We start from the raw sequence: 23,021 nt of genomic DNA on the forward strand, positions 1-23,021 counted from the left end.
GAACCACTGCTGTGAGCAAGAAGGCTAGCGGGTGGCTGTGACAGTGCCTCACCGAACGAAGCCGACCCGGCTGAGGACGTCCGCCGCGTCCCGGTCCAGCAGCACCGCCGCCCCGCAGCCGGCGGGCAGCGCCCCCTTCTCCACCGCGCGCAGCAGCCGGGCGGTCGTACGGCGGTGGCGGCGGAAGGCGTAGCGGGAGACGCCCCGGCCGCGCTCGCGCTGGCCCGCCCAGGCGGTCTCGGGGCTGACGTCGAGCAGGAGCAGATGCAGGGTGGCGCCGCGGCGCCGGGCCTCGCGGGCCAGCCAGGCGCGCACCCAGGGCTGGGTGCCGCAGTCGTGCACGACGACGCCCTCGCCGGTGCGCAGGGCCCTGCGCAGCGCGGCGTAGTGGGCGAGGCGGACCAGGGGGCGGTAGAGCGCGTACGGGACGGAGCGGGGGACGCGGGCGTCCCAGCGGTCCCGGGTGTCCTGGGAGTCGACGCGGTGGCCGGTGACCGCGCGGTGCATCAGGGTGGACTTGCCGCTGCCGGGCAGACCGGTGATCACCACCAGGTCGCGGGGGCCGAAGAGCAGGGCGTGCGGGCTGCGGCCCGCGCGGTCGCGCAGGTCGCGGACGACCGGGGCGGGACCGTCCGCGCGGCGCCCGCGGGCCTGGGCGGAGGGCCGTCCCGGCACCGCGATGCCGGCGTCGGTGGCGTAGGCCGATGTCCTGTTCACCGTGATCGTCCTCCCCAGTGGGCTTGGTCATCCCCATGCCCGTTCTCTGTAAAGAGAAGGTAATGGGCAACGGTAGGAGGTACGTGTGCGTTCTGCCACAGCTCGGTCACAAGGAGCGCGCTCTGGATGGGCGGGGAGCGGCGTGCAATGATGTGCCCGCCAACTGCATACCGGCCGCTTGAATCCGCGCGGGAGAGTTCCCAGCCCCGGGCTGGGACGCCGAAGGAGCAAGTCCCTCCCTTGAATCTCTCAGGCCCCGTTACCGCGCGGGCGAGGCACATCTGAAAAGCGGGCCGCTGTGTCAGTGGCTCCACCCAAGGTGCAAGCCCTGATCGTCCCTGTGGCGGTCGTGGCGAACCTCTCAGGTTCCGATGACAGATGGGGAGGAACGTTCCTCGCCTGTCCGCTCGCCTTGGGAGACGACCGTCCGATGAGCAGCACTGAACTCCGCCACACCGCGCTCGATGCCGTACATCGCGCGCTCGGTGCGACGATGACCGACTTCGCGGGCTGGGACATGCCCCTGCGCTACGGCTCCGAGCGCGACGAGCACCTCGCCGTGCGGACCCGGGCCGGTCTCTTCGACCTCTCCCACATGGGCGAGATCACCGTCACCGGCGACCAGGCAGCCGCGGTCCTGAACCACGCCCTGGTCGGCGACATCGCCTCCGTCGGCGTCGGCCGCGCCCGCTACACCATGATCTGCCAGGCCGACGGCGGCATCCTGGACGACCTGATCGTCTACCGGCTCGCCGAGACCGAGTACATGGTCGTGGCCAACGCCTCCAACGCCCAGGTGGTGCTGGACGCCCTGACCGAGCGCGCCGAGGGCTTCGACGCCGAGGTCCGGGACGACCGGGACGCCTACGCGCTGATCGCCGTGCAGGGCCCGGAGTCCCCCGGCATCCTGAAGTCCCTCACCGACGCCGACCTCGACGGCCTGAAGTACTACGCCGGCCTGCCCGGCACGGTCGCCGGCGTCCCGGCGCTGATCGCCCGCACGGGTTACACCGGCGAGGACGGCTTCGAGCTGTTCGTGCGGCCCGAGCACGCGGTCGAGCTGTGGCAGGCGCTCACCAAGGCCGGCGAGGGCGCCGGGCTCGTCCCGTGCGGGCTGTCCTGCCGGGACACCCTGCGCCTGGAGGCGGGCATGCCGCTGTACGGGCACGAGCTGACCACCTCCCTCACCCCCTTCGACGCCGGGCTCGGCCGCGTGGTCAAGTTCGAGAAGGAGGGCGACTTCGTCGGGCGCGAGGCGCTCACCGAGGCCGCCGCCCGGGCCCAGGAGAACCCGCCGCGGGTCCTGGTCGGCCTGGTCGCCGAGGGCCGCCGGGTGCCGCGCGCCGGGTACGCCGTCGTCGCCGGCGGCGAGGTGATCGGCGAGGTCACCTCCGGCGCTCCCTCCCCCACCCTGGGCAAGCCGATCGCCATGGCCTACGTCGACGCCGCGCACGCGGCGCCGGGCACCGAGGGCGTCGGCGTGGACATCCGGGGCACCCACGAGCCGTACCAGGTCGTGGCACTGCCGTTCTACAAGCGCCGGAAGTAGACACCGGCCGCGGTCGCGCCCGCCCGGGGACCCCGGTCCCGTGGCCGGGGCGTGACTCTGCGCACATTCCCCCGCTCACCAGCGGTTTCCTTAGTCACCCCGTCATCAGCACCCTCGCGCGTACAGGAGAATTCAGGCCATGAGCAACCCCCAGCAGCTGCGCTACAGCAAGGAGCACGAGTGGCTGTCGGCCGCCGAGGACGGCGTCGCGACGGTCGGCATCACGGAGCACGCGGCCAACGCGCTCGGTGACGTCGTCTTCGTCCAGCTCCCCGAGGTCGGCTCCACGGTGTCCGCGGGCGAGACCTGCGGCGAGCTGGAGTCGACGAAGTCGGTGTCCGACCTGTACTCCCCGGTCACCGGTGAGGTCACCGAGGTCAACGAGGACGTCGTCAACGACCCGTCGCTGGTGAACTCCGCCCCCTTCGAGGGTGGCTGGCTGTTCAAAGTACGCGTCGCGGAGGAGCCGGCCGACCTGCTCTCCGCCGACGAGTACACCGCCTTTTCCGCCGGCTGAGGAGTCGTAGCCGTATGACTGTCCTGAACACGCCCCTGCACGAGCTGGACCCGGAGATCGCCGCCGCGGTCGACGCCGAGCTGCGCCGTCAGCAGTCGACCCTGGAGATGATCGCCTCCGAGAACTTCGCGCCGCTCGCGGTGATGGAGGCCCAGGGCTCGGTCCTGACGAACAAGTACGCCGAGGGCTACCCGGGCCGCCGCTACTACGGCGGCTGCGAGCACGTCGACGTCGCCGAGCAGATCGCCATCGACCGGGTCAAGGAGCTGTTCGGCGCCGAGTACGCCAATGTGCAGCCCCACTCCGGCGCCTCCGCGAACCAGGCGGCCCTCTTCGCGCTGGCCCAGCCCGGGGACACCATCCTCGGCCTGGACCTGGCGCACGGCGGCCACCTGACCCACGGCATGCGGCTGAACTTCTCCGGCAAGCAGTTCGACGTGGTCGCCTACCACGTGGACGCCGAGACCGGCCTGGTCGACATGGCCGAGGTCGAGCGGCTCGCCAAGGAGCACCGCCCCAAGGTGATCATCGCGGGCTGGTCGGCGTACCCGCGGCAGCTGGACTTCGCCGAGTTCCGCCGGATCGCCGACGAGGCCGGCGCGTACCTGTGGGTCGACATGGCGCACTTCGCGGGCCTGGTCGCGGCCGGTCTGCACGAGAACCCGGTGCCGTACGCCGACGTGGTCACCTCCACCACCCACAAGACGCTGGGCGGCCCCCGCGGCGGCATCATCCTCGCCAAGAAGGACTTCGCGAAGAAGCTGAACTCGTCCGTCTTCCCGGGCTTCCAGGGCGGTCCCCTGGAGCACGTGATCGCGGCCAAGGCGGTGTCCTTCAAGGTCGCGGCCTCGGAGGAGTTCAAGGAGCGCCAGCGTCGTACGGTGGAGGGTGCCCGCATCCTCGCCGAGCGCCTGACGGCCCCGGACGCCCGCGAGGCCGGCGTGAACGTGCTGTCCGGCGGCACGGACGTGCACCTGATCCTGGTGGACCTGCGCGCGTCCGAGCTGGACGGGCAGCAGGCCGAGGACCGGCTCCACGAGGTCGGCATCACGGTCAACCGCAACGCCGTCCCGAACGACCCGCGCCCGCCGATGGTCACCTCGGGTCTGCGCATCGGTACGCCGGCCCTGGCGACCCGCGGCTTCGCGGCCGAGGACTTCGCCGAGGTCGCGGACGTGATCGCCGAGGCGCTGAAGCCGTCCTACGACGCCGAGGCCCTCAAGGCGCGCGTGAAGGCGCTCGCCGACAAGCACCCGCTGTACCCGGGCCTGAACAAGTAAGTCCCCGGTGGGGCACCCGCACCGGGTGCCCCACCACCCCCCTGCTGTCTTGAGGAGTGACCGTGGCCATCTCGGTCTTCGACCTGTTCTCGATCGGCATCGGTCCGTCCAGCTCCCACACGGTCGGCCCGATGCGCGCGGCGCGGATGTTCGCCCGCCGCCTGCGCAACGAGGGCCTCCTGGAGCAGGCCGCCGCCGTCCGCGCGGAGCTCTACGGCTCCCTGGGCGCGACCGGCCACGGCCACGGCACCCCGAAGGCCGTCCTGCTCGGCCTGTGCGGGGACTCGCCGCGCACGGTGGACGTGGAGACGGCGGACGCGCGCGTGGAGGCGATCAAGGCGGAGGGGCGGATCCGGCTCCTGGGCGAGCACGAGATCGCCTTCGACTTCGACCGGGACCTCGTGCTGCACCGCCGCAAGGCCCTGCCGTACCACGCCAACGGCATGACGCTGTGGGCCCACGACGCCGACGGCAAGGAGCTGCTCTCCAAGACGTACTACTCGGTGGGCGGCGGCTTCGTCGTCGACGAGGACGCGGTGGGCGCGGACCGGATCAAGCTGGACGACACGGTCCTGAAGTACCCGTTCCGCACGGGCGACGAGCTGCTGCGCCTGACGAAGGAGACGGGCCTGTCGATCTCCTCGCTGATGCTGGAGAACGAGCGGGCCTGGCGCTCCGAGGAGGAGATCCGGGCGGGCCTGCTGGAGATCTGGCGGGTGATGCGCGCGTGCGTGGAGCGCGGCATGTCCCGCGAGGGCATCCTGCCCGGCGGTCTGAAGGTCCGCCGCCGCGCGGCCGTCTCGGCCCGCCAGCTGCGCGCCGAGGGCGACCCGCTGGCGCACGCCATGGAGTGGATCACGCTCTACGCGATGGCGGTGAACGAGGAGAACGCGGCGGGCGGCCGTGTGGTGACCGCCCCCACGAACGGCGCGGCCGGCATCATCCCGGCGGTCCTGCACTACTACATCAACTTCGTGCCGGGCGCCGACGAGGACGGCGTCGTGCGGTTCCTGCTGGCCGCGGGCGCGATCGGCATGCTCTTCAAGGAGAACGCCTCCATCTCCGGCGCCGAGGTCGGCTGCCAGGGCGAGGTGGGCTCCGCCTGCTCCATGGCGGCGGGCGCGCTCGCCGAGGTGCTCGGCGGCTCCCCCGAGCAGGTGGAGAACGCGGCCGAGATCGGCATGGAGCACAACCTCGGCCTGACCTGCGACCCGGTCGGCGGCCTGGTCCAGATCCCGTGCATCGAGCGCAACGGCATGGCCGCGGTGAAGGCCGTCACGGCCGCGAAGATGGCGATGCGCGGCGACGGCTCTCACAAGGTGTCCCTGGACAAGGTCATCAAGACGATGAAGGACACCGGCGCGGACATGAGCGTGAAGTACAAGGAGACGGCCCGGGGCGGGCTGGCGGTGAACATCATCGAGTGCTAGGCCCTGCCGGAGGGCCGCGGGAAGGGGAGGCGGATCAGGGTCCGCCTCCCCTTCGCCGTCCCGTGGGCGGGTCGGCCTGCCGTCAGCGTGGTGCCCGGTTCAGGGCGGTGGCCGAGACCGCCTGCTGCCACAGCGTGTGGGCGACACCGTCGGCGCTGCGGTTCAGGCCGGTGGCGTTGATGTTGGCGGTGGTGTCGCAGGAGGAGTGGTAGCAGCGGTCGTACGCGGCACCCGCCGTGCCGCCCCACTTGGCCGCCTGCGCCGAGGTCTTACGGGCGCTCGCGCCCATGGCGTAGCCGGAGGTCGGGATGCCGTAGACCTCGAAGGAGTAGTCGTCGGAGCGGCCCGCGCCCTCGGTGTTCTCCTCGGGCCGGAGGTTCAGCGAGTCCCAGTACGCCTTCATCGGCGCGGCGGCGGTGGAGTTGATGTGGTTGATGAAGTAACCGCCGTTGGGCGAGGCGACCATGTCGAAGTTGTAGTACGCCTTGATCGCCGAGCGCTGGGCGGAGGTCAGGGAACGGACGTAGAAGTCCGAGCCGTTGAGCCCCTGCTCCTCGTCCGTCCACCAGCCGAAGCGGACGCGGGCCGCCATCGAGGGGCGGGTCTCGGCGAGTTTCAGCGCGACCTCCAGGAGGGTCGCGCTGCCGGAGCCGTTGTCGTTGATGCCGGGTCCGGCGGAGACGCCGTCGAGGTGTGCGCCGAACATGTACACCTTCGACGCGTCGCCGTAGGGCCACTCGGCGATCAGGTTGGGTCCGGCGCCACGGGTGCAGCCTGACGTGCACGCCTGTTCGGTGACGGTGTAGCCGGCCGCCTGGAGCTTGGCCTTCGCATAGGCGACCGAGTCGCGGTAGCCCTGGCCGGTCGATCTGCGGTTGCCGCCGTTGCGGCTCGCTATGGCGTTGAGTTCGGTGAGGTGTGCCTGGACCCTGGCAACGTCGATGTCGGGCGCGGCCGTGGTGAGGGCGGGGGCGGGGGAGGCCGCTTCGGCGTCCGGGGGCAGCGCGGCGAGGCCGGCGGCGGCCGTGACGAGCGCGAGGCCGGTCAGGGTCGTTCTTCGTGCTGCGCGCACCGTGTCTCCTTGTGGGGGTGAGGAAACGGAAGGTGAGGGTCGGGCCTGGGGAGCCGTGCCGCCTCACCCCGAATAGTCATGGACACGCCAAGAACAGGTCAAGCCCCGGCTCGCGACATCGGCTGGATCAGGAGCTCGCACCCGCCTTCCCGGCCGTTGTTCCCCGTGGGGCTACCGCGCGATAACCGCACACCCGTACGCTGCCGCCAATTCTCCTCCTAACAAGGGAAGTTGAGGCATGCGCGGATTGAGAGGGCCGGCGGCGCTCGTGGGGGCCGCCGCTCTGCTGGTGGTGGTGCCGGGCAACGCCCACGCGGCGTCGCCGAAGTTCTCCGAGACGACGGCCATCGGCACGCACAACGCGTACGACAAGGCCAAGTACCCCTATTTCGCACAGGCGTTGGACTCGGGCGCCTCGCTGCTGGAACTGGACGTCTACGTCGACAGCCTCAGCCACCGCTGGCGGGTCAGCCACAGCAACCCGCTGGGCAACGACAACAACTGCGAGGCGGCGAAGACCCCGGGCGAGCTGTACAGCAAGAGCCGCGACCAGGACCTCGGCGGCTGCCTGGACAACATGGCCGCCTGGAACCAGCTCCACCCCGACCACCCGCCGATCGTCGTCAAGGTCGAGATGAAGGTCGGCTTCAACGACAAGGCGGGCCTCGGACCGGACGAGTTCGACACGCTCGTCGCGCAGAAGCTGGGCAGCAGCGTCTACAAGCCGGCCGACCTGCTCGGCGGGACGTACGGCACCCTGGACGCGGCGGCGAAGGCCAACGCCTGGCCCGCCCGGGACGCCCTCAAGGGCAAGTTCGTCTTCGACCTGATCCCCGGCACGGTGGAGCAGTCCAACCCGTTCGACAGCTACTGGACGGACGAGGAGTACGGCGACCACCTGCGCGACCTGAAGGCGGCCGGGAACATCTCCGCGGCCCAGGCCTTCCCGGCCGTCCTCGGCGCCGCGAACGGCGACCCGCGCACCAGCCGCTACGACGCCTCGATCCGCCCCTGGTTCGTGTTCTTCGACGGTGACGCGGCCACGTACGTCACCAGCGGATACGACACCTCGTTCTACTCCGCGAACCACTACATCCTGATCACCACGGACGCCCACAACGTCTCACCGGCGATCTCCTCCACCAGCCCGACGGACGCCGAAGTCGCCGCGCGCCTGGCCCTGTTGGCCAAGAACCACGCGAGCCTGATCACCTCGGACTGGTCGGCGAAGTCCGCCGCGGTCCTCAGTTCGGCGACCACCCGGAGCTGAGGTTCCGGACCGGCGCTCACGGGGGACAACCTTCACATGCTGCATGGCATCGACGTGAGCGCCTACCAGTCCTCCTCCTACGCGACGAACGGTCTCTCCTTCGTCTTCATCAAGGCGACGGAAGGCCGTTCGTACGTCAATCCCAGACTCGCCGCCCAGACCAAGCACGCCCGGGACGCGGGCCTGGTCGTCGGCTTCTACCACTTCCTGTGGCCCGGCGACCTCACCGCCCAGGCCGAGTACTTCCTCAGCCACGCCCCGGACCGCCGCGGCGACCTCCTCGCCGTCGACTGGGAGACCACCGGCGAGGGCACCCACGCGAGCAACGCCGAGAAGGACCGCTTCATCCGCAAACTGAAGGAACTACGGCCGGACAACCGGGTGGTGCTCTACTGCAACCGCCACTTCTGGCTGAACATCGACAGCACCTCCTATGCCGGGGACGGGCTGTGGATCGCCGACTACGTCACCGCGGGCAAGCCCCGGATCAAGGCCAAGTGGCGGTTCCACCAGTACACCAGCGAACCGCACGACAAGGACGTGACGAACTTCGCGAGCAGGGCGGCGCTGAAGGAGTGGGCCACGAGCGCGTGACGGGCGCACGGCCCCCGCCGCCGCACCGCCCCACCAGGGTCAGCCCCGGAAGTCCGCCGGGCGTTCCGGGGAGGCTTCCGCGAGGGCCTTGCGTACCGCGTCCACGCCGGCGCGCAGGCCGTAGACCGGGGTGCCGGGCTGCTGGCGCCAGGAGTCGGCGATGGTGCCGGCGTCGACCGTGTCGAAGCCGAGTTCGTCGATCAGGTCGCGGACGATCCGCTTGGCCTCCTCGTCGTCGCCGGCGACCGGGAGGGCCATGCGCTCGGGGTCGCCCGCGGGACGGGGCCGGTCCAGGATGTCCTGGGCGTAGGTGCCGTTGAATGCCTTGATCACCGGGTGGCCGAGGTGCTGCTCGGTCCAGCGGCTCTCGGTGAGGCCCTCGTCCTCGATGGCCGCGATCCGGCCGTCCCGCTGCTGCGGGTAGTAGTTGCCGGTGTCGATCACCGCGACGCCCTCGGCCGCGCCGTCCAGCAGGCCGGCGGGCAGGTCCGGGACCGCCTTCAGCGGCACGGTGACGACCACGACCCGGGCGCCCTCGGCCGCCTCCTCGGCCCGGACGGGGGTGGCGCCGGTCTCCTCCGCGAGGTCACGGAGCGTCTCGGGGCCGCGGGAGTTGGCGACGGAGACGTCATGGCCGAGGGCGGTGAGCCGCCGGGTGAGGTTGCCGCCGATGTTCCCCGCGCCGATGATGCCGATCTTCATGGCTGACCTCCGGGTGATTTATGCACGTGCATGCGAATGTCCCAAGGACAACTTCGCCGCGCCCCGGACTATTCCGCGTCGTACGCCGCATCGGTGACGGCCACCCCGGCCGGCGCGGCGCGCGGCGCACTCAGATCCGTACCACGATCTTTCCCGTGTGCTCGTTGGACTCCATCAGCCGGTGGGCGTCCGTGATCCGGTCCAGGCCGTCGAAGACCTCGGCGATCACCGGGCGCAGGGTGCCGTCACCGAGGCCGGCGCCGAGGTAGTGGGCGGCGCGGTGGCGGCCCTCCGGATCGCCGGTGATCACGAAGTTGGCGTAGCCGTGGACGGTGAGCGGCCACTGCCGGGGCAGCAGGATGGGCTGCTCGTCGAGCCAGCCGTAGCCGACCAGGGTGCCGTCGGGGGCGACCGCGTCACCGAGCGCGGCGAAGCCGGGGCCGCCGACCGCGTCCAGGACGATGTCCACGCCCCGTCCGCCGGTCACCCTGCGGGTCTCCTTCACCACGTCCTCGTCCTCACTGACGATCACGTGCTCGGCGCCCAGGTCGAGCAGACGCCGCCGTTTGGCCTCGGTGCGTGTGGTGACGACGGGGACGGCGCCGGCCCGGCGGACCACCTGGATCGCCGCGGTGCCGACCCCGCTGGACGCACCGGTGATCAGCACCCGCTGCCCGGGGACCAGTCCGGCCCGCTCGACCAGGGCGCCGTAGGCCGTCGTGTAGGTCAGCCAGACGGCGGCGCCGGTGACCGCGTCGACGCCGGCGGGGCGCGGGACGAGGGCGTCGGTGGGCAGCAGGACCCGCTCGGCGTGCACACCGTGGGCGCTGAGCTCGAAGTTGGCGGCGGCCAGGACCTTGTCACCCGGCGCGAAGCCGGTGACGCCCTCGCCCACGGCCTCCACCTCGCCGGCCGCCTCGTAGCCGTTGCGGGAGGCCGGCAGGGTCGGCTGGTAGTAGTAGCCGCCCGCGCGGAAGAGGGCCTCGGCTCGGTTGAGGCCCAGCGCCTCCACCGCGACCAGGACCTCACCGGGACCGGGCGCGGGCAGCTCGACCTCTTCGACGCCGAGGACGTCGGGGCCGCCGAGTTCGTGAAAGAGCACGGTGCGTGCGGTGGTTGTCATGTCGTCGACGCTAAGTCCCGTGCCATGGACGATCCATGTCCTTCTGTCTCGGTTTCCTGTCCGATCGTCTCTGCCTGCCGCACTGCCCGTTAGAGTCGCCGCATGGACGTGCTGAGCGACGTGGTCGCCGCCATGCGCACCGGCCGGCCGCACTCCGCGCGCCGGTACCAGTACGCGCCCTGGGGCCAGCGGTGGGCCGACTCCGACGAGGCCGGGTTCCATGTGGTGCTGCGCGGCTCGGCCTGGCTGATCCCGCGGGACGGGGAGCCGGTGGCGCTGGCACCGGGGGATGTCGTCTTCCTGGCGCACGGGCAGGGGCACGCGCTGGTCAGCGGGCTCGACGTGGCGCCGCGGGAGATGCGGCGGCTGCCGGACGGCACCTGGAGCGGACCGCCCGGCGAACCGCGCGAGGGCTGCCCGGACACCGTCACCCTGTGCGGGACCTACCGGCTGGACCGGGACCGGGCGCACCGCCTGCTGGCCGAGCTGCCCGAGGTGGTGCACCTGCCGGCCCGGGTGGGCGGCCATCGTTCGCTGCGGGCGGCGGTGGAACTGCTCGGGATGGAGCTGGAGGAGGGGCGGCCGGGCACCGACGCGATCGTCACCTCGCTGCTGGACACCCTGCTGCTGTACATCCTGCGGGCCTGGTGGGAGAGCGAGCGGGCGGCGGGCCGGGCCCGCGGCTGGTCGGCCGCGCTGGCCGACCCGGCGGTCGCCGCGGCGCTCCGCGCGATCCACGGCGACCCGGCCCGTCCCTGGACGGTCGCGGAACTGGGCGCCACCGGCGGGCTGTCCCGCGCGGCCTTCGCACGCCGGTTCACGGGGCTGGTGGGCGAGCCGCCGCTGACGTATCTGACCTGGTGGCGGATGACGACGGCGGGCCGGCTGCTGCGCCACGACGACCTGTCCCTGCGTGAGGTGGCCGCGCGCACCGGCTACACCTCGGAGTTCGCCTTCGCCAAGGCGTTCAAACGGGAGCACGGGATGGCACCGGGCCGGTACCGCGGCAAGGGGTCCTGAACCTGCCGGGCCGCTGGGCCGCTGGACCGCTGGGCCGGCGTACCCCGTCATCCTCGCTCGCGCAGCAGCTCCAGCGTCCTCTCCAGCTCCGTCAGCAGGACGGCCGCCGCCCGGTCCGGGTCCGCCCCGGCGATGGCGTGGACCAGGGCCGCGTGGGTGTCGTCGCCGGTGCCCGGGTCCTCCTCGCGCAGCCGGGTGAGGTCCAGCAGGGTCACCAGGCCCTCCCGCAGGACGGGGAGGAACTCGGTGAACAGGCCGGTGAGCACGGGGTTGTGCGCGGCGGCGACCACGGCCGCGTGCAGAGCGATGTCGGCGTCCACGAAGCCCGCGTCGTCCCCGGCGGCGGCCGTACGACGGTCCTCCAGCGCGGCCCGCAGCGCCGTGACGTCCTCGTCGGTACGGCGCCGCGCGGCGAGCCGGGCCGCCTGCACCTCCACGCCCATGCGGACCTCGTAGACATCGGTGACCGCGGCCCGGCGCAGCCGGGCGGGCCAGTCCTCGGCGGGCTCGGTGGCGATGACGAAGACGCCGGCGCCGTGCCGGGGCCGGACCAGTCCGGCGCCGGCGAGGGCACGCAGGGCCTCGCGGACCGTGGAGCGGCCGACGCCGAGTTCCCGGGCGAGGGTGGTCTCGCCGGGCAGCTTGGTGCCGACGGGCCAGTGCCCGGCGGTGATCTGGTCCCGCAGGCGCTGCGCGGCCTGTTCGACCAGGGGGCTGGGGCGGAGGGCGCCGAGCGGCATGGAGGTCACCAACTTGCTGGGGAGACGAGGGGTGTGCGGATGGATTCTGACTTGTCTGAGGAGCTGAGGTGTCGCTAGCGTACCCGGCATGACACTTCGCGGTCTGCTTCTTCTCGGCTGCCGCGGCGGGGTGTGACGCGACCGGCCCCCCGCCGCGGGGCTCCGCGCTGCCGGTCACCGTCCGACCGAGCCGAGAGGCAGCCGACGATGACCACCACCCCCGTCTGGAACCCCCAGCGGCCCAGCCCGATGCCGTACCACCGCTACCGCCCCTTCCAGGACCGGGTGAGCGTGCCCGTGACCGACCGCGCCTGGCCCGCCGCCCGGATCGAGCGCGCCCCGCTGTGGGTGCCCGTGGATCTGCGCGACGGCAACCAGGCGCTGGCCGAGCCCATGGACACGCCCCGCAAGCGCCGCTTCTTCGACCTGCTGGTGGCGGTGGGCTTCAAGGAGATCGAGGTCGGCTATCCGTCCGCGAGCCGTACCGACTTCGACTTCGTCCGGCACCTGGCGGACGGCGGGGTGGTGCCGGACGACGTGACGCCCGTCGTCTTCACGCCCGCCCGCGCCGACCTGATCGACCGGACCTTCGACGCGATCGAGGGGCTGCCGCGGGCCGTGGTCCACCTGTACATCGCCACCTCGCCGGTCTGGCGGGAGGTGGTGCTCGGCCGCAGCCGGGCCGAGGTGTGGCGGACCGTGCGCGAGGCGGCGGAGCACATGGCCCGGCGGGCCGGGGACGCGCCCGGCGTCCGCTTCCAGTTCTCGCCGGAGACGTTCAACCTCACCGAGCCGGACTTCGTCCTGGAACTGTGCGACGGGCTCACCGAGTTGTGGGACGCGAGCCCCGACCGCCCGGTCACCCACAACCTCCCGGCGACCGTGGAGATCGCCACGCCGAACGTCTACGCCGACCAGATCGAGTACGCGCACCGCAACCTCGCCCGCCGGGACTCCGTGATCCTCTCGGTGCATCCGCACAACGACCGCGGCACGGGGGTCGCCTGCGCGGAACTCGCCGTGCTGGCCGGCGCCCAGAGGGTGGAGGGCTGCCTGTTCGGCAACGGCGAGCGCACCGGTAACGTCGACCTGGTGACCCTCGCCCTCAACCTCTACGCCCAGGGGGTCGACCCCATGGTCGACCTCGGCGACATCGACGCCGTACGGGAGACGGTGGAGCACTGCAACCGGCTGCCGGTGCACCCGCGCCACCCCTATGCCGGGGAACTGGTCCACACGGCGTTCTCCGGCACCCACCAGGACGCGATCGGCAAGGGCCTGGCCGAGCACGCGCGCCGCGCCCGGGAGTCGGGGGTGCCTAAGGCCCAGGCGCCGTGGTCGGTGCCGTATCTGCCGATCGACCCGGCGGACGTGGGGCGGTCGTACGAGGCGGTGATCCGCGTCAACTCCCAGTCGGGCAAGGGCGGGGTGGCGTATCTGCTGCGCACGCACCACGGCATCGACCTGCCGGCGCGGATGCGGGCCGACTTCGCGCGGGTCGTGCAGGAGGCGACGGACGACAGCGGGCGGGAGGCGACGCCGAAGGAGCTGTACGAGCTGTTCCGGGCGACCTACCTGACGGACGGGGCGGCGGTACGGCTGCACGACTGGTCCGTGCGGGAAGAGGCACCCGGCGTGCACCGCTTCGTCTGCACCCTGGAGGCCGGCGACCGCGTCGGCGACCACGAGGGCACGGGCGCCGGTCCGCTGACCGCCTTCGTCGACGCGCTGGCCGGTGCGGGCGTCGCGGTCGAGGTCGTGGACTTCACCCAGGACGGGACGGCGGCCTTCGCCGAGTGCCGGGTCGGCGGCGTCACGGCCTGGGGCGCGGGAACGGGGCCGTCGGCCGCCGTGCACGCGGTGCTGTCCGCGGTGAACCGGGCGGTGCGATGACGCGGGCGACGACGGAGACGACGACGGAGGTGCTGCGCGCCGAGGACGTGCACGTCGTCCGGGACGGGCGGCCCATCCTCCAAGAGGTCTCCCTGACCGTCCGGGCCGGTGAGCACTGGGCGCTGCTCGGCGCCAACGGCGCGGGCAAGTCCACGCTGCTGGGGCTGCTCGGCGCGGTGGTCCATCCGACCCGGGGCACGGTGGAGGTGCTCGGGCACCGGCTGGGCCGGGTGGACCTGCGCGAGCTACGGGCCCTGGTCGGGCACGTCGACCCGCGCCATCCGCTGACCTCGCCGCTGCGGGTACGGGACGTGGTGCTCACCGGGGTGACGAACTCGGTCGAGCCGGTCCCCCGGTGGCGGCCCACCCCGGAGCAGACGGAGCGGGCCGAGGCGCTGCTGGCCACGCTGGGGCTGGGGTCGCTGCGGGACGCCCGGTGGCCGACCCTCTCGCAGGGGCAGCGCGGCCGGACGCTGATCGCGCGGGCCTTGATGCCCCGGCCGCGGCTGCTGCTCCTGGACGAGCCGGCGACCGGCCTGGACCTGCCCGGCCGTGAGCAGCTGATCGATGCGCTGGAGGAGCTGCGGGCGGCCCACCCGGCGCTGGCGACGGTGCTGGTCACCCACCATCTGGAGGAGCTGCCGGCGGGTACCACGCACGCCGTGCTGCTGCGCGACGGACGGGTGCTGGCCTCGGGGCCGGTCGCGTCGGTGCTCACCAGCGACCAGGTCGGCAAGTGCTTCGACCTGCCGTTGACGCTGGCGCGGCACGAGGGACGCTGGAGCGTGCGGATCCGGCGCGGGACGTGAGGGGCACGACGGCATGACGAAGGGGGTGCCCAGGCCGCTCGGGCGGGCACCCCCTGTCGCCGGCGGGTCACTTGCTCAGGTAGGCCCAGAACTCGTCGAACGACAGCACCTTGTCGCCGTTGAGGTCGCGGGTCTTGATGACGGCCTCCGCGACCGTCTCGGTGACGTTCCAGTCACCCTGCTGCGCGAGGGCGGACTTGAACTCCGCTGCGGTGATGAATCCGTCACCGTCCGCGTCGATCCGCTGGAACTGCTTGCGTGCTTCCTCGATGTCCGCCACCGATCCGCCCCTTTTGGTCGTGTTTCTCATGCCGTGCTGGCGTACTGACGCAGGTCAGATTAACGGCCCGCACGCGAGCGGAGTGCGGCGACCACCCAGGCGAAGTCCTCGGCGTGCGGTGGCGCCGACTGCCGGTTCACCACGGCGACCAGCTCCCGGTAGCGGGCCACGCGCTCGTCGAAGCCGGCCGTCATGCGGTCCAGTACGTCACCCCGGTCGGCGTCGCCGAACAGTTCGTCCAGCACCTCCTCCGCCCCGGGTCCGGTGGGGTCGACGCCACGCTCGCGGGCCGGTGCCACCAGCTCCACCAGCCGCTTGGCGAACCACAGTGACCGCCCGCCCGGCTCGCCGGGCCGCCGGTCGGCCGCGTTGAACTCGACGGCCCGGCGCATCTGCGCCCGGAACGCCGGGTCCTGGAGCATCTCGGCCAGCTCCACCCAGGCGTCCACCTCCTCGGGCGTGGGGTCCTGCGCCAGGTGGACGGCGGTGCGCCGCATCCGGTCCCGGACGTCGGGGTCCACGGTGTCGAGCCCGTGCAGCGTCTCCGCCACGAACTCCTCCATGATCCGCTGCCGTTCGGCGGCGGACAGTCGCGCCAGCTTGTTCACGAGTGTCGTCTCCTTCGCGGTCGAACCGCGTCGCGCCACGGTGGACAGCACCGCACGGGTCACCTTCAGCGACCGGATCTGCGCGTCCAGCGCCGCCACGTGCGCGGCCGCGACCTGGGCCACGGTCCGCTCGCCGGCCAGCACCCCGCGCACGTCCGCCAGGCCGAGACCCAGTTCGCGCAGGGTGCGGATCAGCTCCAGGCGGGCGACGCCCGCGGCGTCGTAGAGCCGGTAGCCGCCGGCCGACCGGGCCACCGGGGTGAGCACGCCCGCGTCGGACCAGTAGCGGATGGTGCGCACGCTCAGTCCGGTGGCGCGGGCCAGCTCGCCGATGGTGAGAAGTCCGGTGCCGTCCTCGATCATGTCTGCGAGTCTGGGCCTTCCAGTGGGTGGAGACTCAAGGAGCGGGCCTTGGAGACCTTGCGGGACATTCTCGACGCGGTGGCGGCCGGTGTCTTCCCGCCGGCGGACGGCGGTACGACGGTCGTGGCGCAGCCCTCGGCGCGGGACGCGGGGGTGCTGTCCTTCACCGCGCACTCGGTGGTCTTCACCGACGAGGACCCCGAGTGGGTGCACGCGACGCTGCGCGGCCTGGACTGCGATCCCCTGGCGGCCACGATGCACCCGCGCTTCCTGACCGCCCTGCTGGACCGGACCGGACGCCGGGCCGAGACCGTCGACGCGGTCCTGGTGGGCGACCCGCTGCCGGGTGGGCCCCCGCTCGCGCTGACCGAGATCGAGGACGCCGGCCACCCGCGGATCCGGTACGCCCGGGGGCGCCGGGACGAGGTGCGGGCCTGGGTGGCCGACGGCGGGGTGCTGGTCATGGGGCGCGGGCTCGCCGGGCGGCTGGAGGTGTCGGTCGAGGTGGCCGAGGACGCCCGGCACCGGGGGCTCGGGCGGCTGCTGGTGACCGCCGCCCGGCAGCTTTCCACGGAGCCGCTGTGGGCGCAGGTCGCCCCGGGGAACGCCCGCAGCCTGCGGGCGTTCCAGGCCGCCGGGTACCGTCCGGTGGGCGCGGAACTGCTGCTTCAGCGGAAGATGCCGGTGTGCCCCAGTGAGTAGCGGCCCGGCTGGGGGTAGACGGCGAGGCCGTGCGGGCCGCTGCCGACCTTGACGCGGGCCAGTTCGGCGCCGGTGCGGGTGTCGATGGCGTACACCTCGGAGTTGTAGCGGCCGGACAGCCACAGCACCTTGCCGTCGGCGGAGACCCCGCCCATGTCGGGGCTGCCGCCGCCGGGCAGGCGCCACTTCCTGGTGAGCCGGTTCCGGGTGAAGTCGAAGATCGAGATGGTGCCCTCGCCCCGGTTGGAGATGTACATCTCGCGGGAGTCGCGGCTGACGTAGAGGCCGTGGGCGCCCTTGCCGGTGGCGAGGAACCGGGGCGGGGTGAACTTGTCGCCGTCGAGGATCCACAGGCCGCCCGCCATCATGTCGGCGATGTAGAACAGCTTCCCGTCCGGTGAGATCTTGACGTCCTGCGGCATGGCGCCGTGGAACGGGAGCTTCTCCTGGGCGACGACCTTCATCCGCGCCGTGTCGACCTTGAGGATCTCGCCGCTGAACTCGCAGGAGACGACGAAGTAGCGGCCGTCGATGGAGAAGTCGGCGTGGTTGACGCCGTAGCAGCTGACCGGGAGGGCCTTGACGACCTTCATGGTGTGCGCGTCGCGGAAGACCAGTTGGCGGTCCATGGAGGCCATGACGACGGCGTACTTGCCGTCGGGCGTGAAGTACAGGTTGTACGGGTCGTGCACGGCGACGGGCTTGCCGGCCCGGCCGGTCCGCGGGTCGATCGGGGTGAGGCTGTTGCCGAGGTCGTTGTTGACCCAGAGGGTCTTCAGGTCCCAGGACGGCACGACGTGCTGGGGCTGGCGGCCGACCGGGATGGTCTCGACGATCCGGTAGGTGGCGGGGTCGATGACGGTGACGGTGTCGGAGTTGGTGTTGGGGACGTACACCCGGGAGGGGAAGTCCTTGACCACGGGCGAGAGCCGGTTCGGCCGGTCGGCGGCGTAGAGGTCGGCCGGGTCGTCCACCGGCGGCATCCCCGGCAACACGTCGACCAGCGGCTTCCTCACCTTCGGCTGGACCGGCGCCTTGCTGCCGACGGCCTCGTCCGCGTGGTCGCGGGACCCGCCGCCGCACGCGCAGAGCAGTGTCAGGGCGGTGACGGCGGCAGCGGTGGCCAGCAGGCGGGCGGCTTTCGTGGTTCGCATCAGCTCAGCAGCTCCGTGGTGGTGACCGCGCGCAGTCCGCGGCGGCCGAGTTCGGTCAGGACGTCGGGGAGGGCGGCGACCGTGTCGGGGTATCCGAAGTGCAGGCTCACCACCGATCCGTTGCGTACGCCGGCGAGGACCTCACGGGTGACGGCGGCGGCGCCGGGGCGGGTGTAGTCGAGCGAGTCGACGTCGTACGACAGCACGTGCGGGTAGCCGGCGGCGCGGGCCAGCCGGGCGACGAGCGGGGAGGCGGCCGGGGCGCGGGAGGGGCGGAACCAGGTGCCGATGGAGCCGGTGAGCCGCTTGAGCCGCGCGGCGCAGTCGGTGATCTCCCGGCGGGCCTCCGCCTCGGGCAGGGTGTTGACGCCGATGTGCCGCTGGGTGTGGTTGCCGAGGTCGTGGCCGCCGTCGAGGATGCGGCGGGCGAGGTCCGGGTGCTGGTCCAGCCAGGTGCCGACGGCGAGCACGGTCAGCCGCGCACCGCGCTGTTCGGCGGTGTCGAGCAGGGCGTGGGCGAGGGCCGGGTCCCCCTGGCCGTGGAAGGTGAGGGCCACCCGGGGGCGGGTGCGGGGGCCGTGGGTGATCTGGGCGGGCTGGCCCGGGTAGGCGCGGGGGCCCGCCGGGGGGTGTGCCGGGGGCGGCTTGGGGGCGGCCGAGGCGGGGGGCCGGGCGGCGTGTCCGGTGCCGCATCCGGCGGCGAGCGCACCGCCGGCGGCGATTTTGGCGCCGGTGCGCAGCACAGCACGGCGGTGGGTGGGGGTCACCCGCACCATTTAAGGGGTGATGAGTAAGAAATCGGGCGATTGGTGCCGTGCGTCGAGCGCGGGTCGTCGTGGCTGGTCACCCGGTTCCCGCGCCCCTTGAGAACGCTCCTAGCGGTCGGCGACCCGCATCTCGAACCATGTCGTCTTGCCCCGCGGCAGCAGGTCGACGCCCCAGCGGTCGGCGAGCTTGTCGACGAGGAACAGCCCGCGTCCGCTGATGTCCATCTCCTGGACGGGCATCAGGCAGGGCAGCCCGCGCGAGGGGTCGCGGACCTCGACCCGGATCCAGCCGGTGCGGCGGCGCATGCGCAGGCAGAAGACGCGGGCGCCGGTGTGCCGTACGGCGTTGCCGACGAGTTCCGACACGAGCAGGACGGTGTCCTCGGCCAGTTTGGGGGTGAGCCGCCAGGTGCGCAGGACGACGACCTGGGCGAGCCGGCGGGCGGTGGCCGCGGACTCCGGGCGGGACGGCAGCGGGACCTCCGCCTCCGTCGGGTTCCCGAACAGTTCGAGCGCCTTGAGCCCCTGTTCGTCCTCGACCGCGGGTGACCAGCGAGCCGCGGCCGCACGGCTGTCTCCCCGCGGCTGTTCGATGCCCTCCAGCCCCGCCATGCCCCCATGATGGCCGTCCGGAGCCGTCTTGGGGGCCGTTCCGGGGGAATACGCCCCTCGCACGCCCCTGCCCCGCGCCCGCCGATCGGCATATGCCGTCGGCATGTCAATGTCCGGCACATCCCGGCTGACCTGCGGCGACGGCTCACTTCCTGGCAATCGTCGGGCTCCCTCGGCAAGGCAGGCTTAAGGTTGTGTTAAGGCTCCCATAAACCGCCCCATCGAGGGACCCGAATCAGACGACGCGTCAATTGCAAGGCGACCCGCGGAAGTCGGCGGGGCGTTCACGCGGTTGACGGTCAGACGAACTTGGCCTTGCCCGGCCCCTCCTCCACGAAGCTGCGCATGCCGCGCTCGCGGTCCTCGGTGGCGAACAGACCCGCGAACCAGTTCCGTTCGACGGCGAGCCCGGTGTCGATGTCGGCCTCCAGACCGGTGTCGACGGACTCCTTGGCCGCGCGCAGCGCGATGGCCGGGCCCTGGGCGAGCCGCGCGGCCCAGGCGTGCGCCTGCTCGTACACCTCGGCGGCCGGTACGACGCGGTCCACCAGGCCGATGGCGAGGGCCTCGTCGGCCTTGACCTGACGGCCCGTGAAGATCAGGTCCTTGGCCTTGGAGGGGCCGATCAGCCGGGGCAGCCGCTGGGTGCCGCCGGCGCCCGGGATCAGGCCGAGCAGGATCTCGGGCTGGCCGAGCTTGGCGTTGTCGGCGGCGATGCGGTAGTCGGCGCACAGGGCGAGCTCGCAGCCGCCGCCGAGGGCGTAGCCGGTGACGGCCGCGACGACGGGCTTGGGGATGCGGGCGACGGCGGTGAAGGAGTCCTGGAGGGCGCGGGAGCGGCGGACCATCGCCGCGTGGTCCATGTTCTGCATCTCCTTGATGTCCGCGCCCGCCGCGAACACCCGCTCGCCGCCGTAGATCACCACGGCGCGCACGTCGTCGCGGTCCGCGGCCTCCTCGGCCAGCTCCTTCAGCCGGTCCTGGGTGGCGATGTCCAGCGCGTTCATCGGCGGCCGGTCCAGCCGCAGGGTGCCGACGCCTTCGGCGACTTCGAGAGTGACGGTCATGGGGCTCAGGTTAACGGCCACTAACGACAATGGGCCCGGTGCCGTAGGTCACAGCACCGGGCCCTTACGTCAGACGGGGCTCACTTCTTCCAGTCGGCCCACGACATGTTCCAGCCGTTGAGGCCGTTGTCGGGGGCGACCGTGGCGTCGTGGGAGTTCTTGACGACGACCACGTCACCGATCATCGAGTGGTTGAAGAACCAGGCGCCCGGGACGGAGCCGTCGTAGCCGCCGCGCACGTCGCGCAGGCCGACGCAGCCGTGGCTGGCGTTGTAGTGGCCGGGGGCGTCCGGCGCCCAGTAGTTGCCGTGGATGAAGGTGCCGGAGTTGGTGAGCCGGATGGCGTGCGGGACGTCCTTGATGTCGTACTCGCCGCCGTAGCCGACGGTCTCGCCGTTCATGCGGGTGACGGTGAGCTTCTCGCTCATGACCATCTGGCCGTTCCAGGTGTCGTAGCCGGGCTTGCCGGTGGTGACCGGGACGGTCCTGACGACCTTGCCGTCCTGGGTGACCTTCATCGTGTGCTTCTTGGCGTCCACGACGGAGACCTGGTTGCGGCCGATGGTGAACTTCACGGTCTTGCGCTGCTTGCCGTAGACGCCGTCGCGGCCCTCGACGCCGTCCAGGTCGAGGTCGACGGTGACCTTGGTGCCTTCCTTCCAGTACTTCTCGGGGCGGAAGTCGAGGCGGTCGTTGCCGAACCAGTGGCCCTCGACGTCGACGGCCGGCTCGGTCTTGATGCGGATGGCCTTCTCGACCGCGTCCGGGCTGGTGATGCCGCGGGTGAAGCGTATGGAGAACGGCATCCCGACGCCGACCGTGGAGCCGTCCTCGGGGGTGAAGTAGCCGACGAAGGTGTTCTTCGGGGTCAGCGTGGTGAAGGTGGAGTCCTCGGCGGCCTCGCGGCCCTCGGAGTCCTTGGCGACCGCGTGCACCGAGTACTTGGTGCCGGCGGCCAGGTGGGTCGACGGCGTCCAGGAGGCGCCGCCGCCGGATATCGCGCCCTCGACCTTCGCGCCCTTGGCGTCCTTGACGGTGACCTCGGTCAGCTTGCCCCGGGCGACGCTGACCTTGAGCGCCCCGCTGGTGTCGACGCCGGTGGCACCGGACTTGGGCGCGATGCTGACCGCGGCCGTGGACTGCTCGCCCTTCTGGCTGCCGGCGCCCTTGCCCTTACCGTCCCCGGAACCGGAGCCCGAGTCGCCGCCCCCGCCGCACGCGGCGAGCGACAGCACCAGGGCACCGGCTATGAGTGCCAGTCCCCCACGGCCTCGCCGCCCCCGAGCCGACGCCCCCGCCACAGGCCGCGTGTTCACGTTGTTCTCCCCTCCAGCGGACCTGGTCAGGCCCGCTCCCCACCACATTGTGCGCGCATATTAACTGCCAGGATTTGAGCTGGGTGTCAGGCGAATGTCACCGTTCCGTCGCAACTTCCGCCCGGCACCCGTGCGCGCGTCCCGCCCCCTCACCTGGTTACTTCACCGCGCTGCCCGCTTTCCATGCCTTCCAGCCCATGTTCCACCCGCCGAGGCCGTTGTCCGGAGCGACGGTCTTGTCCTTGCTGTTGACCACTTCGATGACGTCCCCGACGAGGCTGCGGTCGAAGAACCAGCCCGCCGGGGTGTCCGAACTGCCGCCCTTGACGTCCATGAGGCCGACGCAGCCGTGGCTGACGTTGACCTGGCCGGGGGCGTCCGGCGCCCAGTAGTTGCCGTGCAGGAAGGTGCCGGAGTCGGTGAGCTTCATGGCGTGCGGGACGTCGGGGATGTCGTACTCGGCGCCGAGGCCGACCGTCTGGCTGTTCATGCGGGTGACCTCCAGCATGTCCATCACCACCATCTTCCCGTTGTACGTCGGGTGCTTGGGGGCGCCCGCGGTGATGGGGACGGTGGCGAGGAGGTGTCCGTCGCGCCGGACGTCCATGGTGTGCTGGGCCACGTCGACCAGGGAGGTCTGGCTGCGGCCGACGGTGAAGGAGAACGTCTTGTCCTGGAGGCCGTAGATCCCGCGGGCGCCCTCGACGTCCCGCAGGTCCAGGTCGACGGTCACCTCGGTGCCGGGCTTCCAGTAGCGCTCCGGGCGGAAGTCCAGGCGGCCCTTGCCGAACCAGTGCGGGCGGATCTCGACCGGGGGCCGTGCGCTGACCCGGACGGCGCGCTGGACGGCGGCGCGGTCGGTGATCTCCTGGCTGAAGGAGAGCGAGACGATCATGCCGGTGCCGACGGTGGCGCGGTTCTCGGGGCTGACGTAGGCGATGAACCGCTGGTCGGGGACGTAGGTGGTGAAGGTGGTGTGCCGGGCCGAGCGGCGGCCGTGGGAGTCCAGCGCCACCGCGTCGACGGTGTACCGGGCGGCCAGCGCCAACTGGTCCTCGTCGGGGCGCCAGGTCAGCCCGTCCTCGCTGATGCGCCCCGGGACCGGCGTCTCCTGCGCGTCCTGCGACTTGACCACGGTCACCTTCTCCAGGCGCCCGCCGGGCACCCGCACCTGTAGCCGGTCGCCCGGACGGACGGCCTTGCTGCCGTCGTCGGGGGTCACCCGGATGACGTCCTCGGGGGCCGGGGACCTGCCCAGCGTCCCGCCCATGCCCAGGGGGCCCGAGCCGTCCATGGAGCAGCCCGCGAGCAGCCCCGCCCATGTCAGTACGGCGGCCAGCGCGGCCCCCGCGCGCCGTGCGCGTCCAGTTACGTGCCTCACGCGAGACCCAACGACCGGCCCGCCCCGGGGAAACGTGAGTGCGAGCCACGCGCTG

Annotated in this window: 23 protein-coding genes and 2 riboswitches; of the genes, 10 read left to right on the forward strand and 13 right to left on the reverse strand. The window is 72.1% G+C overall.

What is annotated here, in order from left to right; translation table 11 throughout:
- Positions 1-48: 48 nt before the first annotated feature.
- Complete coding sequence (locus AQJ11_RS22495) at positions 49-717, reverse strand: AAA family ATPase (protein ID WP_059264162.1); 669 nt, start codon at positions 715-717, stop codon at positions 49-51.
- Between the two features lie 179 nt (positions 718-896).
- Positions 897-992, forward strand: a riboswitch (glycine riboswitch).
- Positions 993-1,105, forward strand: a riboswitch (glycine riboswitch).
- 42 nt (positions 1,106-1,147) lie between these two features.
- On the opposite strand from AQJ11_RS22495, the gene gcvT reads away from it, so the two are divergent.
- The 4 genes from gcvT (at position 1,148) to AQJ11_RS22515 (ending at position 5,493) form a co-directional block, all read left to right on the forward strand.
- Complete coding sequence (gene gcvT / locus AQJ11_RS22500) at positions 1,148-2,266, forward strand: glycine cleavage system aminomethyltransferase GcvT (RefSeq protein WP_014675121.1); 1,119 nt, start codon at positions 1,148-1,150, stop codon at positions 2,264-2,266.
- A 139-nt stretch (positions 2,267-2,405) separates the two neighbouring features.
- Entirely contained in the window at positions 2,406-2,783 is a 378-nt protein-coding gene (gene gcvH, locus AQJ11_RS22505) for a glycine cleavage system protein GcvH (protein WP_014675120.1), read from the forward strand.
- A gap of 14 nt (positions 2,784-2,797) precedes the next feature.
- Entirely contained in the window at positions 2,798-4,063 is a 1,266-nt protein-coding gene (gene glyA, locus AQJ11_RS22510; RefSeq protein WP_058081967.1) for a serine hydroxymethyltransferase, read from the forward strand.
- A gap of 62 nt (positions 4,064-4,125) precedes the next feature.
- A complete protein-coding gene (locus AQJ11_RS22515) occupies positions 4,126-5,493 on the forward strand; it encodes an L-serine ammonia-lyase (RefSeq protein WP_059264163.1) in 1,368 nt (455 codons plus the stop codon).
- An 82-nt stretch (positions 5,494-5,575) separates the two neighbouring features.
- Here the strand turns inward: AQJ11_RS22515 and AQJ11_RS22520 are convergent, their stop codons facing one another.
- Positions 5,576-6,565 carry a M28 family metallopeptidase gene (locus AQJ11_RS22520; protein WP_059264164.1) on the reverse strand — a complete coding sequence of 330 codons (990 nt, stop codon included), beginning with the start codon at positions 6,563-6,565 and terminating at the stop codon, positions 5,576-5,578.
- Between the two features lie 238 nt (positions 6,566-6,803).
- Between AQJ11_RS22520 and AQJ11_RS22525 the strand changes: the two genes are divergently transcribed.
- Both AQJ11_RS22525 and AQJ11_RS22530 read left to right on the forward strand, forming a co-directional pair.
- Positions 6,804-7,835 carry a phosphatidylinositol-specific phospholipase C domain-containing protein gene (locus tag AQJ11_RS22525; RefSeq protein WP_059264165.1) on the forward strand — a complete coding sequence of 344 codons (1,032 nt, stop codon included), beginning with the start codon at positions 6,804-6,806 and terminating at the stop codon, positions 7,833-7,835.
- A 36-nt stretch (positions 7,836-7,871) separates the two neighbouring features.
- The gene (locus AQJ11_RS22530; RefSeq protein ID WP_059264166.1) at positions 7,872-8,429 is read left to right on the forward strand and encodes a glycoside hydrolase family 25 protein; all 558 of its coding nucleotides are present in this window, start codon (positions 7,872-7,874) and stop codon (positions 8,427-8,429) included.
- Positions 8,430-8,468: 39 nt separating this feature from the next.
- Here AQJ11_RS22530 and AQJ11_RS22535 read toward each other — a convergent pair whose 3' ends face one another.
- Together AQJ11_RS22535 and AQJ11_RS22540 are read right to left on the reverse strand one after the other, a co-directional pair.
- The gene (locus AQJ11_RS22535; protein ID WP_059264167.1) at positions 8,469-9,131 is read right to left on the reverse strand and encodes an NADPH-dependent F420 reductase; all 663 of its coding nucleotides are present in this window, start codon (positions 9,129-9,131) and stop codon (positions 8,469-8,471) included.
- Between the two features lie 130 nt (positions 9,132-9,261).
- Positions 9,262-10,254: a zinc-dependent alcohol dehydrogenase family protein gene (locus AQJ11_RS22540; protein WP_059264168.1), complete on the reverse strand. Its 993-nt coding sequence runs from the start codon at positions 10,252-10,254 to the stop codon at positions 9,262-9,264.
- A 102-nt stretch (positions 10,255-10,356) separates the two neighbouring features.
- Between AQJ11_RS22540 and AQJ11_RS22545 the strand changes: the two genes are divergently transcribed.
- Positions 10,357-11,274, forward strand: coding sequence for an AraC family transcriptional regulator (locus tag AQJ11_RS22545; RefSeq protein ID WP_059264169.1), 918 nt, complete (start codon positions 10,357-10,359; stop codon positions 11,272-11,274).
- Between the two features lie 47 nt (positions 11,275-11,321).
- Here AQJ11_RS22545 and AQJ11_RS22550 read toward each other — a convergent pair whose 3' ends face one another.
- Positions 11,322-12,014, reverse strand: coding sequence for a FadR/GntR family transcriptional regulator (locus AQJ11_RS22550; RefSeq protein ID WP_014675110.1), 693 nt, complete (start codon positions 12,012-12,014; stop codon positions 11,322-11,324).
- Between the two features lie 207 nt (positions 12,015-12,221).
- On the opposite strand from AQJ11_RS22550, the gene AQJ11_RS22555 reads away from it, so the two are divergent.
- Complete coding sequence (locus AQJ11_RS22555; protein WP_059264170.1) at positions 12,222-13,907, forward strand: 2-isopropylmalate synthase; 1,686 nt, start codon at positions 12,222-12,224, stop codon at positions 13,905-13,907.
- Complete coding sequence (locus tag AQJ11_RS22560; protein ID WP_059264171.1) at positions 13,904-14,716, forward strand: ABC transporter ATP-binding protein; 813 nt, start codon at positions 13,904-13,906, stop codon at positions 14,714-14,716. Before AQJ11_RS22555 ends, AQJ11_RS22560 begins: the two co-directional genes overlap by 4 nt.
- Positions 14,717-14,783: 67 nt before the next feature.
- On the opposite strand, the gene AQJ11_RS22565 is transcribed toward AQJ11_RS22560, so the two are convergent.
- Both AQJ11_RS22565 and AQJ11_RS22570 read right to left on the reverse strand, forming a co-directional pair.
- Complete coding sequence (locus tag AQJ11_RS22565; RefSeq protein WP_014675107.1) at positions 14,784-14,996, reverse strand: EF-hand domain-containing protein; 213 nt, start codon at positions 14,994-14,996, stop codon at positions 14,784-14,786.
- A gap of 59 nt (positions 14,997-15,055) precedes the next feature.
- Positions 15,056-15,967, reverse strand: a complete 912-nt coding sequence (locus AQJ11_RS22570) for a helix-turn-helix domain-containing protein (protein ID WP_059264172.1) — start codon at positions 15,965-15,967, stop codon at positions 15,056-15,058.
- A gap of 48 nt (positions 15,968-16,015) precedes the next feature.
- Between AQJ11_RS22570 and AQJ11_RS22575 the strand changes: the two genes are divergently transcribed.
- Complete coding sequence (locus AQJ11_RS22575) at positions 16,016-16,669, forward strand: GNAT family N-acetyltransferase (RefSeq protein ID WP_059264173.1); 654 nt, start codon at positions 16,016-16,018, stop codon at positions 16,667-16,669.
- On the opposite strand, the gene AQJ11_RS22580 is transcribed toward AQJ11_RS22575, so the two are convergent.
- The 6 genes from AQJ11_RS22580 to AQJ11_RS22605 all read right to left on the reverse strand — a co-directional run bounded on the left by AQJ11_RS22580 (position 16,636) and on the right by AQJ11_RS22605 (position 22,966).
- Positions 16,636-17,823, reverse strand: coding sequence for a YncE family protein (locus AQJ11_RS22580; RefSeq protein WP_059264174.1), 1,188 nt, complete (start codon positions 17,821-17,823; stop codon positions 16,636-16,638). The genes AQJ11_RS22575 and AQJ11_RS22580 overlap by 34 nt on opposite strands.
- On the reverse strand, positions 17,823-18,590 hold the full coding sequence (locus AQJ11_RS22585; RefSeq protein ID WP_398780633.1) for a polysaccharide deacetylase family protein: 768 nt from the start codon (positions 18,588-18,590) through the stop codon (positions 17,823-17,825). The genes AQJ11_RS22580 and AQJ11_RS22585 overlap by 1 nt, the downstream gene beginning before the upstream one ends.
- Before the next feature lie 108 nt (positions 18,591-18,698).
- Positions 18,699-19,307 carry an ATP-binding protein gene (locus tag AQJ11_RS22590; protein ID WP_079082387.1) on the reverse strand — a complete coding sequence of 203 codons (609 nt, stop codon included), beginning with the start codon at positions 19,305-19,307 and terminating at the stop codon, positions 18,699-18,701.
- Between the two features lie 194 nt (positions 19,308-19,501).
- Entirely contained in the window at positions 19,502-20,269 is a 768-nt protein-coding gene (locus AQJ11_RS22595) for an enoyl-CoA hydratase/isomerase family protein (protein WP_014675101.1), read from the reverse strand.
- An 80-nt stretch (positions 20,270-20,349) separates the two neighbouring features.
- A complete protein-coding gene (locus AQJ11_RS22600) occupies positions 20,350-21,585 on the reverse strand; it encodes a L,D-transpeptidase (protein WP_175252277.1) in 1,236 nt (411 codons plus the stop codon).
- A 157-nt stretch (positions 21,586-21,742) separates the two neighbouring features.
- Complete coding sequence (locus AQJ11_RS22605; protein ID WP_086011578.1) at positions 21,743-22,966, reverse strand: L,D-transpeptidase; 1,224 nt, start codon at positions 22,964-22,966, stop codon at positions 21,743-21,745.
- Positions 22,967-23,021 lie beyond the last annotated feature (55 nt).

Source organism: Streptomyces corchorusii (assembly GCF_001514055.1).
Taxonomy (GTDB): domain Bacteria; phylum Actinomycetota; class Actinomycetes; order Streptomycetales; family Streptomycetaceae; genus Streptomyces; species Streptomyces olivaceoviridis.

Coding starts and splice junctions, on each gene's coding strand:
- gcvT (WP_014675121.1), top strand. CDS start 1,148: ATGAGCAGCACTGAACTCCGCCACACCGCGCTCGATGCCGTACATCGC.
- gcvH (WP_014675120.1), top strand. CDS start 2,406: ATGAGCAACCCCCAGCAGCTGCGCTACAGCAAGGAGCACGAGTGGCTG.
- glyA (WP_058081967.1), top strand. CDS start 2,798: ATGACTGTCCTGAACACGCCCCTGCACGAGCTGGACCCGGAGATCGCC.
- AQJ11_RS22525 (WP_059264165.1), top strand. CDS start 6,804: ATGCGCGGATTGAGAGGGCCGGCGGCGCTCGTGGGGGCCGCCGCTCTG.
- AQJ11_RS22530 (WP_059264166.1), top strand. CDS start 7,872: ATGCTGCATGGCATCGACGTGAGCGCCTACCAGTCCTCCTCCTACGCG.
- AQJ11_RS22535 (WP_059264167.1), bottom strand. CDS start 9,131: ATGAAGATCGGCATCATCGGCGCGGGGAACATCGGCGGCAACCTCACC.
- AQJ11_RS22540 (WP_059264168.1), bottom strand. CDS start 10,254: ATGACAACCACCGCACGCACCGTGCTCTTTCACGAACTCGGCGGCCCC.
- AQJ11_RS22545 (WP_059264169.1), top strand. CDS start 10,357: ATGGACGTGCTGAGCGACGTGGTCGCCGCCATGCGCACCGGCCGGCCG.
- AQJ11_RS22550 (WP_014675110.1), bottom strand. CDS start 12,014: ATGCCGCTCGGCGCCCTCCGCCCCAGCCCCCTGGTCGAACAGGCCGCG.
- AQJ11_RS22555 (WP_059264170.1), top strand. CDS start 12,222: ATGACCACCACCCCCGTCTGGAACCCCCAGCGGCCCAGCCCGATGCCG.
- AQJ11_RS22560 (WP_059264171.1), top strand. CDS start 13,904: ATGACGCGGGCGACGACGGAGACGACGACGGAGGTGCTGCGCGCCGAG.
- AQJ11_RS22570 (WP_059264172.1), bottom strand. CDS start 15,967: ATGATCGAGGACGGCACCGGACTTCTCACCATCGGCGAGCTGGCCCGC.
- AQJ11_RS22580 (WP_059264174.1), bottom strand. CDS start 17,823: ATGCGAACCACGAAAGCCGCCCGCCTGCTGGCCACCGCTGCCGCCGTC.
- AQJ11_RS22590 (WP_079082387.1), bottom strand. CDS start 19,307: ATGCCGACGGCATATGCCGATCGGCGGGCGCGGGGCAGGGGCGTGCGA.
- AQJ11_RS22595 (WP_014675101.1), bottom strand. CDS start 20,269: ATGACCGTCACTCTCGAAGTCGCCGAAGGCGTCGGCACCCTGCGGCTG.